This window comes from Klebsiella sp. CN_Kp100, assembly GCF_040065315.1.
Lineage (GTDB): Bacteria > Pseudomonadota > Gammaproteobacteria > Enterobacterales > Enterobacteriaceae > Klebsiella > Klebsiella oxytoca.
Genome location: NZ_JBEAIJ010000059.1, coordinates 135554 through 146454, shown reverse-complemented (window position 1 = coordinate 146454; position 10901 = coordinate 135554). Strand labels below are relative to the sequence as shown.

Below are 10901 nucleotides of genomic sequence, written 5' to 3'. Positions count from 1 at the left end.
ATAACTTACAGAAATGAATGTATCTCTCTATCTTAACTCAGGAATGAATTCATCTTGAGCATGAATGCATTTAAAGCTTATTTTATTAGGCTGTAAGTGTAAGGCAGTAAGACAACTAAGCGATCATATAATGAACAAATCAGAATTCTACGCGGATTTAAACCGCGATTTTCAGGCGTTAATGGCAGGCGAAACCAGCTTCCTGGCGATGATCTCAAATACCAGCGCGCTGTTATTTGAACGACTGGCGGAAGTGAACTGGGCCGGTTTCTATCTGCTGGAAGGCGATACTCTCATCCTCGGGCCGTTCCAGGGCAAGCTGGCCTGCGTGCGTATTCCGGTAGGACGCGGCGTATGCGGGACTGCCGTCGCGCAGAATCGCGTGCAGCGGGTCGAGGATGTTCACGCCTTTGATGGCCACATCGCCTGCGATGCCGCCAGCAATTCGGAAATTGTCTTCCCGCTACGGGTGAACAATCAAACCATCGGCGTCCTGGACATCGATAGCACGGCGCATTCCCGCTTCACCGTTGAAGACGAGCGGGGTCTGGCAGAACTGGTCTCGCATCTGGAAAAACTCATTTCTGCCACGGATTATCAAAAAATATTCACCCGCGTCGCAGGATAATCAACGGATAACGTAGCATTTACCGAGGACGTCATTATAATGACGCCTGTTCATGCCTGCGGCTTGTTGGCTACGTCCGTTGTAATCAGGAAATTTCATGGAAAATCAACCTAAGTTGAATAGCAGTAAAGAAGTCATTGCGTTTCTGGCCGAACGTTTCCCTCAGTGCTTTAGCGCTGAAGGCGAAGCTCGCCCCCTGAAAGTCGGTATTTTTCAGGATCTCGTTGAGCGCGTTGGCGGAGAGATGAATCTCAGCAAAACCCAACTTCGCGCTGCTTTGCGTCTTTATACTTCGAGCTGGCGCTATCTGTACGGCGTTAAACCAGGCGCTGTCCGCGTTGACCTTGACGGCAACCCGTGCGGCGAACTGGAAGAGCAGCATGTCGCTCATGCCCGCCAGCAGCTTGAAGAAGCAAAAGCCCGCGTTCAGGCGCAGCGCGAAGCGCAGCAGGCCAAAAAACGTGAAGCCGCTGCCGCAGCAGGCCAGCCGGAAGAGGGAGCACGTCGCGAGCGTAAACCGCGTCCTCAGCCTCAGGCTCGTCGCAAAGAAGGCGCTGAGCAGCGTAAACCACGCCCGGCAGCAGCCGCCAAAGCGCCGCGCGAAGAGCGTCATACCCCTGTATCAGATGTGTCTGTATTGACCGTTGGCCAGGCACTGAAGGTGAAAGCAGGCAATAATGCAATGGACGCCACCGTCCTGGAAATCACCAAAGATGGCGTTCGTGTACAGCTGACTTCTGGTATGTCAATGATTGTACGCGCAGAACACCTGGTGTTCTGAAACGGAGGCCGGGCCAGGCATGAACAAATTCTTTAAGCTCACCGCGTTGGCGGGCCTGCTGGTAATAGCAGGCCAGTCGTTCGCCGTGGACGATATAACCCGGGTCGATCAAATCCCCGTGCTGAAAGAAGAGCCGCAGCACGCGACGGTGAGCGAGCGCGTAACATCGCGCTTTACCCGCTCTCACTACCGCCAGTTCGATCTCGACAATGCCTTTTCGGCGAAAATTTTCGATCGCTACCTGAACCTGCTGGATTACAGCCATAACGTACTGTTAGCCAGCGACGTCAACCAGTTTGCCGCGAAAAAGAATCAAATCGGCGATGAACTGCGCAGTGGGAAGCTGGACGTATTTTACGACCTGTATAACCTGGCGCAGAAGCGTCGCTTTGAGCGCTATCAATATGCGCTGAAAGTGCTGGAACGGCCGATGGATTTTACCGGCCACGATAATTTCAACCTTGACCGTAGCAAGTCGCCCTGGCCGAAAGATGAAGCCGAGCTGAACGCGCTGTGGGATGCCAAGGTGAAGTTTGACCAGCTAAGCCTGAAGCTGGCTGGCAAAGATGATAAAGAGATTCGCGAAACCTTAACCCGCCGCTACAAGTTTGCTATCCGCCGTCTGGCGCAAACCAATAGCGAAGACGTTTTCTCACTGGCGATGACCGCCTTTGCGCGTGAAATCGACCCGCATACAAACTATCTCTCACCGCGCAACACCGAGCAGTTCAATACTGAAATGAGCCTGTCTCTGGAAGGTATCGGCGCGGTGCTGCAGATGGACGACGACTACACGGTGATCAATTCTCTGGTCGCGGGCGGTCCGGCGGCGAAGAGTAAAGCCATCAGCGTGGGCGATCGCATCGTTGGCGTCGGCCAGCCTGGTAAAGGCATGGTCGATGTGATCGGCTGGCGTCTTGATGATGTCGTCGCGCTGATTAAAGGTCCCAAGGGCAGCAAGGTTCGCCTGGAGATTCTCCCGGCGGGTAAAGGCGCGAAAACGCGTATTGTGACCCTCACGCGTGAACGCATTCGTCTGGAAGACCGTGCGGTTAAGATGTCAGTCAAAACCGTTGGCAAAGAAAAAGTTGGCGTGCTGGATATTCCTGGCTTCTATGTTGGCCTGACGGATGACGTTAAGGTTCAGCTGCAAAAGCTGGAGAAACAAAACGTTAGCAGTATCGTCATCGATCTGCGCAGCAACGGCGGCGGGGCGCTGACCGAAGCGGTTTCGCTTTCTGGCCTGTTTATCCCCTCCGGCCCGGTTGTCCAGGTTCGCGATAATAACGGTAAAGTCCGTGAAGACAGCGATACCGATGGCGTGGTGTACTACAAAGGTCCGCTGGTCGTCCTGGTCGATCGTTTCAGCGCCTCGGCTTCCGAAATTTTCGCCGCTGCGATGCAGGATTATGGCCGCGCGCTGATCGTCGGAGAGCCGACCTTCGGTAAAGGGACCGTCCAGCAGTATCGTTCGCTGAACCGTATCTACGATCAGATGCTGCGTCCTGACTGGCCGGCGCTGGGTTCCGTACAGTACACTATCCAGAAATTCTATCGCATCAACGGCGGTAGTACTCAGCGCAAGGGTGTAACGCCGGACATCATGATGCCGACCGGAACCGAAGAGCGTGAGACCGGCGAGCAGTATGAAGACAACGCGCTGCCGTGGGATAGCGTCAATGCGGCAACCTTCGTGAAATATGGCGATTTGACGCCGTTTGGACCGGAACTGCTGAAGCGTCACGATGCGCGTATTGCCAAAGATCCTGAGTTCCAGTACATCATGAAGGATATTGCTCGTTATAACGCGATGAAAGACAAACGCAACATCGTTTCCCTGAACTACGCGCAGCGTGAAAAGGAGAACGAAGAAGATGATGCGATTCGTCTGGCCCGCGTTAACGATCGCCTGAAACGCGAAGGTAAGCCGTTACTGAAAAAGCTGGAAGATCTGCCGAAGGATTACCAGGAGCCCGATCCGTATCTTGATGAAACGGTTCATATTGCGCTCGACCTGGCCCATGAGGAAAAGGATCGGCCAGCGGTAGAGCCCCCGGCCAGTAAATAATCCCCCCAACGGGCACAATCATTTGTGCCCGTTTTCTTTCGCTTCTTTCCCAACGTTCATTGCCTGATTTCAACAAAATGTCAACGCTTTTGCCCAGCGTCAGCAATATGCTACAAAATGTAAAGTTGTGTCTTTCTCGTGACTTAGCGGGGGCTGATGGTTGAAAATTAGCGTTCTACCCATACCATGTGGGTAATCGCATAGTGCGTTTTGTTAAATCGAGGTAAAAAGAAAATTATGATGCGAATCGCGCTTTTCCTGCTGACCAACCTGGCAGTGATGGTGGTGTTCGGGCTGGTGCTAAGCCTGACGGGAATTCAGTCAAGCAGCATGACCGGGCTGCTGATCATGGCGCTGTTGTTTGGCTTCGGCGGTTCAATCGTTTCGCTGCTGATGTCGAAATGGATGGCGTTGAAATCGGTGGGTGGGGAAGTCATTGAGCAGCCGCGTAACGAAACCGAGCGCTGGTTGATGAATACCGTCGCGCAGCAGGCGCGCCAGGCGGGAATTGCCATGCCGCAGGTCGCGGTCTACCATGCGCCGGATATTAACGCCTTCGCGACCGGCGCGCGCCGCGATGCGTCGCTGGTTGCGGTCAGCACCGGGCTGTTGCAGAACATGAGCCGTGATGAAGCGGAAGCGGTTATCGCCCATGAGATTAGCCACATCGCTAACGGCGATATGGTCACCATGACGCTGATTCAGGGGGTGGTGAACACCTTCGTTATCTTTATCTCGCGCGTTATCGCGCAGATTGCGGCGGGCTTCCTCGGCGGCAACCGCGATGAAGGTGAAAGCAGCAACGGCAACCCGCTGATCTACTTTGCGGTTGCTACGGTACTGGAGCTGGTGTTTGGTATTCTGGCCAGCATCATCACCATGTGGTTCTCCCGCTACCGCGAATTCCATGCGGACGCTGGCTCAGCGAAACTGGTGGGGCGTGAGAAAATGATCGCTGCGCTGCAGCGTCTGAAAACCAGCTATGAGCCGCAGGAGGCCAGCAGCATGATGGCATTCTGCATTAACGGTAAAGCGAAATCCATGAGCGAGCTGTTTATGACTCACCCGCCTCTGGATAAGCGCATTGAAGCCCTGCGCAGCGGCGAATATCTGAAGTAAACGCCGCTCCCGGCCCTGAAAACAAAAATCCGCAACCTTCGGGCTGCGGATTTTTTTATGTCGATTCTTTGCCTACAGCCTGGCGCGCGGCTGCGTGACGCGTAGCCCGCTGACGGCAGCGGCGACGACGGCTAGGATCCCGGCCAGCAGAAGTGCGGTATGAGTTCCGCTATTGCCCAGCAGGTTAAACAGCAGCGCCACCAGCGCGGCGCCTGTACTCTGGCCAAGCAGACGGGCGGTACCCAACATGCCGCTTGCTCCGCCGCTGCGGTGAGCCGGCGCTGAAGAGACGATCGTATGGTTGTTGGGTGACTGGAACAGGCCAAAGCCCGCGCCGCAGAGCGCCATTCGCCAGATAATATCCAGATCCGTGGGTGTGGAGGGGAGCATCGCCAGACCGAACAGGCCACAGGCCATTACCAGCAGGCCAATCGCCCCCAGCAGACCGGCGTGAAATTTCTCTATCAAATAGCCTGCCAGCGGCGCCATTACCATGGTTGCCAGCGGCCACGGCGTCAGGAGCAGACCGGTTTCCACCTCGCTGCGTCCAAGCATCGACTGCAGGAAGAATGGTAGCGAAACCATGGCCAGCATCTGGGCGCAGAAGGAGCATATCGAGGTGCAGATGGACAGGGAAAAAATCGGAATGCGCAGCAGATCGACGGGTAGCAGGGGAACCGGCATTCTGAGCTGACGGCGGACAAAAAAGAATCCAACGACCAGCATCGCAATAACCTCCGCCAGCACCAGCTCGCCGGATTGGCCCTGTGCGAACCCGCCGAGAGCGGTAATTAATAAGCCGAAAGTGAGAGCATTCATGATGGCGCTGGGCAGATCGAAGCGGGTGACCTTGCTCCCGCCGACATTGGCGGGCAGGTAGCGCATCGCGAGAACCAGTGAGATAACGCCCAGCGGAACGTTAATGAGAAACAGCCATTGCCATGAAGCCATCGACAGGATAGCGGCGGCAATGGTCGGGCCCGCAGCGGATGAGACGGCGACAACAAAAGAGTTGATCCCCATTCCGCGGCCGAGAAAGCGGCGGGGATAAATCAGGCGAATCAGCGCGGTATTAACGCTCATTAGCGCCGCGCCGCCAAGACCCTGCGCAACGCGCGCCAGCGTCAACATTTCCAGGCTGCGGGAGAGCGCGCAGGCTAGAGAGGTGAAGGTGAATACGACCAGGCCGATTTTATAAATGCGCCGATAACCGACCATATCGCCGAGGAAAGAGAGCGGCAGAAGCGCAATAACAATGGCAATTTGATAGGCGTTTACTATCCAGATTGAGGATGCCGGTGACGCGTTTAAATCGCTGGCGATCGTCGGAAGCGCTACGTTGGCGATAGCGCCGTCCAGCACGGCCATCGTCAGGCCTAATACAATGGTCAGGATGGCGCCGTAACGCTGCGGTGCTGGCAGCCCATCGGGGAGGTTTTTATCCATATAAAGTGTATGTCTTATCGGGAACTATTAACTGGATAATGATTTTAGCATTGAATATTCAGCGGCATGTCGCAGATTTGTAACGAATGGGCAGAAGAACGATTGCGGGTAACGGGATGCGAATTTATAATAAAAACCGGTTCTAATTTTTATAAAACAGTTGCGATGAGGTGATAAATGGCAGTTGCAGATTTGGATAAACAGCCAGATTCTGTCTCTTCGGTATTGAAGGTTTTTGGCATCCTGCAGGCGCTTGGCGAAGAGCGTGAAATTGGCATTACCGAACTGTCCCAGCGCGTCATGATGTCAAAAAGCACCGTTTATCGCTTTTTGCAGACCATGAAATCGCTGGGGTACGTAGCGCAGGAAGGGGAATCTGAGAAGTATTCTTTAACCCTGAAACTCTTCGAACTCGGCGCGCGGGCTTTGCAGAACGTCGATCTGGTGCGCAGCGCCGATATTCAGATGCGCGAGCTATCACGCCTGACGAAAGAGACCGTCCACCTGGGCGCCCTGGATGAAGACAGCATTGTTTACATCCATAAAATCGACTCAATGTACAATTTGCGCATGTATTCGCGCATCGGACGCCGTAACCCGCTGTACAGCACCGCGATCGGTAAGGTGCTGCTGGCATGGCGCGATCGCGCGGAAGTTGAGCAGATTCTGGAAGGCGTCGAGTACAAACGCAGTACCGACCGGACCATCACCAGCACCGAAGAGCTGCTGGCGGTTCTGGATAAGGTCCGCGAGCAGGGCTACGGCGAAGATAACGAAGAACAGGAAGAAGGGCTGCGCTGCATCGGGGTGCCGGTTTTCGACCGCTTCGGCGTGGTTATCGCCGGCCTGAGTATCTCTTTCCCGACGCTACGTTTCTCCGAAGAGCGCCTGAACGAGTATGTTGCGATGCTGCACACGGCGGCGCGTAAAATTTCTGAGCAGATGGGCTACAACGATTATCCGTTCTGATTCACTATCCTATTCGGGCTACCGTTGCTGTAGCCCGAAACATGACTAGCCGTTATCCACTACCGTGACGCTTTTTCGCAGAACAGGGCAATCGGTAATGCCGATAATACCGCTGCTGGAGTGAACATATTGTGCGGTGCTGATGCCGCGAGCGGTGAGATATTTGCACTGCAATCCTAACCCACCGGCATTCTCACTGCTGCCTATTAACACGCCGTAGCCGCTTAATAATACGCCAATCCATAAGATAGCCAGCACCACAATGGTACGAATGATCAATCGCATTGTTGCCTCAATATTTGTATTATCCCTGCGTCTATTCTGTCATGCACACGAGTTGAAACAAGTCTATGATTCCTAAACTTGCCTTTCGTATTACAGTTAGCCGCGGTTTAAGATGGTCATGTTATCCTGGCGACATTTGATACTGATGCGGAGTGTGGAGTGAAAAAATTACGGTGGGTTTTGCTGATAGTCGTTATTGCAGGATGTTTACTGCTATGGACTCAGATGCTTAACGTAATGTGCGATCAGGATGTACAGTTCTTCAGCGGCATCTGCACTATCAATAAGTTTATTCCCTGGTAAGACATTTTTTATATGACTGATTTTCTTCTGCCGCGCGGGTGGTAGAATGAACGCCTTCTCTTTGAGGTGGTGAAATGAGTGAGTTACTAAATCCCGGGATTGTAAGCCTGGCATCCGTGGCGCTGTCTGTCGTGCTGTTGCTTGTCGGCCTGTTATTATGGTTTTTTGTTAATCGCGCCAGTTCGCGCGCAAATGAGCAGATCGCGCTACTGCAGGCGCTTCTGGATCAGCAAAAGCGGCAAAACGCGCTGCTGCGCCGTCTCTGCGAGGCCAATGAGCCTGAGAAGGAGAGTGCAGCAGAACCTTCCATAGCCGAGAAGGGGAAAGGCGACGACGACTTCATTCGTCTGGTCGCAGAGCGCTAATCTGATTGTCAGGCGTGCATCCTAGGGTGTGCGCCTGTATCTCACCCCGGTCTATAACTTATCCTTATCAATAAATCTTCTGCTGACGGTTATCCGGCGTGCCGGCAAGCGGACGCTGTGCGTTAATCGCGCCTCTTTAATTAGTTTGTTTAATTAATCAAATAAAAGGACAGAAACGGCCTGACTGTCATCAGGACTTCATTATTGCCGTGCAGTATAGACAATATTTTAAGTTATTCCATTTACGCGCTTCTATATTATGCAATGGTCCTGCAAAGCAATTTTTCAGCTATCGATATGAGCTTTTAAATGCATCTTTATGCAATACTTTTTGTTGCCCCCTAAAATTGGCAGTTTAGCTTTGAGCGGGGCGGGGTACGCCGAAGTTGTTGAGGAATGGCGGATAAACTCTCTTTCCGGAGCCAGTCTCTACGGCACAGACGCGGGGCGGAAAGGATAAGGCAGAGGGAGCAAAGTCGCATAAATGTGCAGGTGATCAAATGATTCCCTTATAATTTGTGCGAGCGATCGAGACCCATCTAAAAATGGCTTGCCATTATTAACGTAGTATGTGATAACACGTTTCGGGTTAAACGAGGTACAGTTCTGTTTATGTGTGGCATTTTCAGTAAAGAAGTCCTGAGTAAACACGTTGTCGTTGAATACCGCTTCTCTGCCGAACCTTATATTAGTGCCTCATGCAGTCATGTGTCAGTTTTATCTATGTAAGTGCCCACGGGCGAAGAAAACAGTCTAAGGAATTTTGCAAATGGCAAAGATTAAAGGTCAAGTTAAGTGGTTCAACGAGTCTAAAGGTTTTGGCTTCATTACTCCGGCTGATGGCAGCAAAGATGTGTTCGTACACTTCTCCGCTATCCAGGGTAACGGCTTCAAAACTCTGGCTGAAGGCCAGAACGTTGAGTTCGAAATTCAGGACGGCCAGAAAGGTCCAGCTGCAGTTAACGTAACTGCTATCTGATTCAAGACCACTGAATCTTGTAAGAAAGCCTCGCGACCGCGGGGCTTTTTAGGTTTTATTGCAAATCATGTCAATTATCCTCCCACCGTTGCGCTTTGTTGCAAAACAACATCCTTATTAGCACTGTTTAGCAATCTGTTTTGTATATATCTGTTAAATCAGGTGGTTGCAAAATAATGATGGAGCTAAGGTGCAAAAGAACAAACTTAAGACAGCCGCCAACTTTACCCCTCTGCGGTTCGGGTTGCTATGCGTGGCCATTCTTTGCTGTATGGGGCTGCTGCTGGTCCGGGTAGGCTGGCTGCAAATTGTCTCTCCTGACAATTTGGTGAAACAAGAAGATATGCGCTCCTTGCGCGAAGAGCCTATCGACGTGCAGCGCGGCATGATTAGCGATCGCGAGGGCCGCCCGCTGGCGGTTAGCGTTCCGGTGAGCGCCATCTGGATCGATCCGCAAACAACGCTCGCAAAAGGCGGCGTCGGATATGGCCCGCGCTGGCAGGCCATGGCGCAAGCTTTACATCTCAACCTTAGCGAGCTGGCTCATCGCGTGCAGGCGCATCCTCACGCGCGCTTTCTCTATCTCGCGCGCCAGATAAATCCTGAGCAGGCAGAGTGGATCGACAAGCTGCGCCTGCCGGGTATCAATCTGCGCGATGAGTCGCGTCGCTTTTATCCCGCTGGACACGTTGCCGCTAACCTGCTGGGCTTTACCAACATCGATAATCAGGGGATCGAGGGAGTCGAGAAAAGCTTTAATGCTCAGTTGACCGGTCAACCCGGGCGTCGGCTGGTGCGCAAAGATCGTCACGGCAACGTCATCGAAAATATCACGGAAGTTCCGGCAGTCCCGGCCCATAATTTGCAGCTCAGTATCGACGAGCGTCTACAAACGGTGACCGAAGACGCGTTGGATAACGCCGTGCGCTGGAACAAAGCGGAGTCGGGGGCGGCGGTATTAATTAAAATTGATACCGGGGAAATTCTGTCGATGGCCAGCTACCCTGATTTCAACCCTAACAATCGCGATGATGCAAAGCTGGATGATTTCCGCAATCGCGCGATTAGCGATACTTTCGAGCCGGGGTCGACGGTTAAACCGCTGGTGCTGATGACTGCCCTCCAGCAAGGCATTGTTCAGCCGGATAGCGTGGTGGATACCCATCCGTTTATCCTCGACGGCCATCGCATTCGCGACGTGGGTTACTATCCAGAATTAACCCTCACCGGCATCCTGCAAAAATCCAGCGATACCGGCGTTTCACATCTGTCGCTGGCGATGCCCATTCAGCATCTCATCGATACCTATAAAGCGTTCGGTTTCGGCGATTCTACCGGCCTGGGATTAACCGGTGAAAGCGCCGGGCTGATGCCGCAGCGCCGCTATTGGGGACAGCTCGACCGGGCGACCTTCGCCTTCGGCTATGGTCTGATGGTCACGCCGCTGCAGCTGGCGCACGTATACGCTACCATCGGCAGCTACGGTATTGAACGTCCGCTATCGATCACGCGTATCGATCCGCCGGTCATGGGGACCCGAGTGATGCCGGAGCAGATAGTGCATGAAGTCGAGCATATGATGGAGAGCGTTGCCTTGCCGGGCGGCGGGGGGACCAAAGCGGCGGTGCGCGACTATCGGGTGGCGGTAAAAACCGGTACCGCCAAGAAAATCGGCCCTGACGGGAAATATATCGACAAATACGTTGCCTATACCGCAGGCGTCGCGCCGGCCAGCAATCCGAAATTCGCCCTGGTGGTGGTGATGAACGACCCCAGCAACGGTTCATATTACGGCGGAGCGGTGTCGGCGCCGGTATTCAGTCAAATTATGGGCGATGTGCTGCGCCTGGAAAACGTCATGCCCGATGGAATGCCGGAGGGCTCGGAAAACCTGATCGTCATGCATCACGACGGCGTTCTGCCGCCTGCGCTGTAACGGTGGCCTGGAAGGGCGAATA

The 10901-nt window shown here is 53.5% G+C and carries 10 protein-coding genes and 2 pseudogenes; 10 read left to right on the top strand and 2 right to left on the bottom strand.

What is annotated here, in order from left to right; genetic code table 11:
• Positions 1-130: 130 nt before the first annotated feature.
• The 4 genes and pseudogenes from ABLV12_RS26545 to htpX all read left to right on the top strand — a co-directional run bounded on the left by ABLV12_RS26545 (position 131) and on the right by htpX (position 4596).
• Positions 131-644, top strand: a pseudogene (locus tag ABLV12_RS26545) (GAF domain-containing protein).
• 81 nt (positions 645-725) lie between these two features.
• Positions 726-1409 (top strand): RNA chaperone ProQ, encoded by a 684-nt coding sequence (gene proQ, locus ABLV12_RS26540; protein ID WP_004103320.1) that lies wholly within the window; start codon positions 726-728, stop codon positions 1407-1409.
• 19 nt (positions 1410-1428) lie between these two features.
• Entirely contained in the window at positions 1429-3477 is a 2049-nt protein-coding gene (gene prc, locus ABLV12_RS26535) for a carboxy terminal-processing peptidase (RefSeq protein WP_004113745.1), read from the top strand.
• 237 nt (positions 3478-3714) lie between these two features.
• Entirely contained in the window at positions 3715-4596 is an 882-nt protein-coding gene (gene htpX / locus ABLV12_RS26530) for a protease HtpX (RefSeq protein ID WP_004113743.1), read from the top strand.
• Between the two features lie 72 nt (positions 4597-4668).
• Here the strand turns inward: htpX and ABLV12_RS26525 are convergent, their stop codons facing one another.
• Positions 4669-6042 carry an MFS transporter gene (locus ABLV12_RS26525; protein ID WP_004103315.1) on the bottom strand — a complete coding sequence of 458 codons (1374 nt, stop codon included), beginning with the start codon at positions 6040-6042 and terminating at the stop codon, positions 4669-4671.
• 177 nt (positions 6043-6219) lie between these two features.
• Between ABLV12_RS26525 and kdgR the strand changes: the two genes are divergently transcribed.
• Positions 6220-7011: a DNA-binding transcriptional regulator KdgR gene (kdgR, locus tag ABLV12_RS26520; protein ID WP_004103314.1), complete on the top strand. Its 792-nt coding sequence runs from the start codon at positions 6220-6222 to the stop codon at positions 7009-7011.
• 45 nt (positions 7012-7056) lie between these two features.
• Here kdgR and ABLV12_RS26515 read toward each other — a convergent pair whose 3' ends face one another.
• Positions 7057-7296 carry a YobH family protein gene (locus ABLV12_RS26515; protein ID WP_004103313.1) on the bottom strand — a complete coding sequence of 80 codons (240 nt, stop codon included), beginning with the start codon at positions 7294-7296 and terminating at the stop codon, positions 7057-7059.
• A 159-nt stretch (positions 7297-7455) separates the two neighbouring features.
• Here ABLV12_RS26515 and mgrB point away from each other — a divergent pair, with 159 nt between their 5' ends.
• The 5 genes and pseudogenes from mgrB (at position 7456) to ftsI (ending at position 10879) form a co-directional block, all read left to right on the top strand.
• Positions 7456-7599 carry a PhoP/PhoQ regulator MgrB gene (gene mgrB / locus ABLV12_RS26510; protein WP_041146201.1) on the top strand — a complete coding sequence of 48 codons (144 nt, stop codon included), beginning with the start codon at positions 7456-7458 and terminating at the stop codon, positions 7597-7599.
• 74 nt (positions 7600-7673) lie between these two features.
• Positions 7674-7964 (top strand): YebO family protein, encoded by a 291-nt coding sequence (locus ABLV12_RS26505; RefSeq protein WP_004103312.1) that lies wholly within the window; start codon positions 7674-7676, stop codon positions 7962-7964.
• Positions 7965-8576: 612 nt separating this feature from the next.
• Positions 8577-8721: pseudogene (locus tag ABLV12_RS26500) on the top strand (DUF2627 domain-containing protein).
• A 12-nt stretch (positions 8722-8733) separates the two neighbouring features.
• Positions 8734-8943: a transcription antiterminator/RNA stability regulator CspE gene (gene cspE / locus ABLV12_RS26495; RefSeq protein ID WP_001062678.1), complete on the top strand. Its 210-nt coding sequence runs from the start codon at positions 8734-8736 to the stop codon at positions 8941-8943.
• A gap of 190 nt (positions 8944-9133) precedes the next feature.
• Positions 9134-10879, top strand: coding sequence for a peptidoglycan glycosyltransferase FtsI (ftsI, locus tag ABLV12_RS26490; RefSeq protein ID WP_064397713.1), 1746 nt, complete (start codon positions 9134-9136; stop codon positions 10877-10879).
• Positions 10880-10901 lie beyond the last annotated feature (22 nt).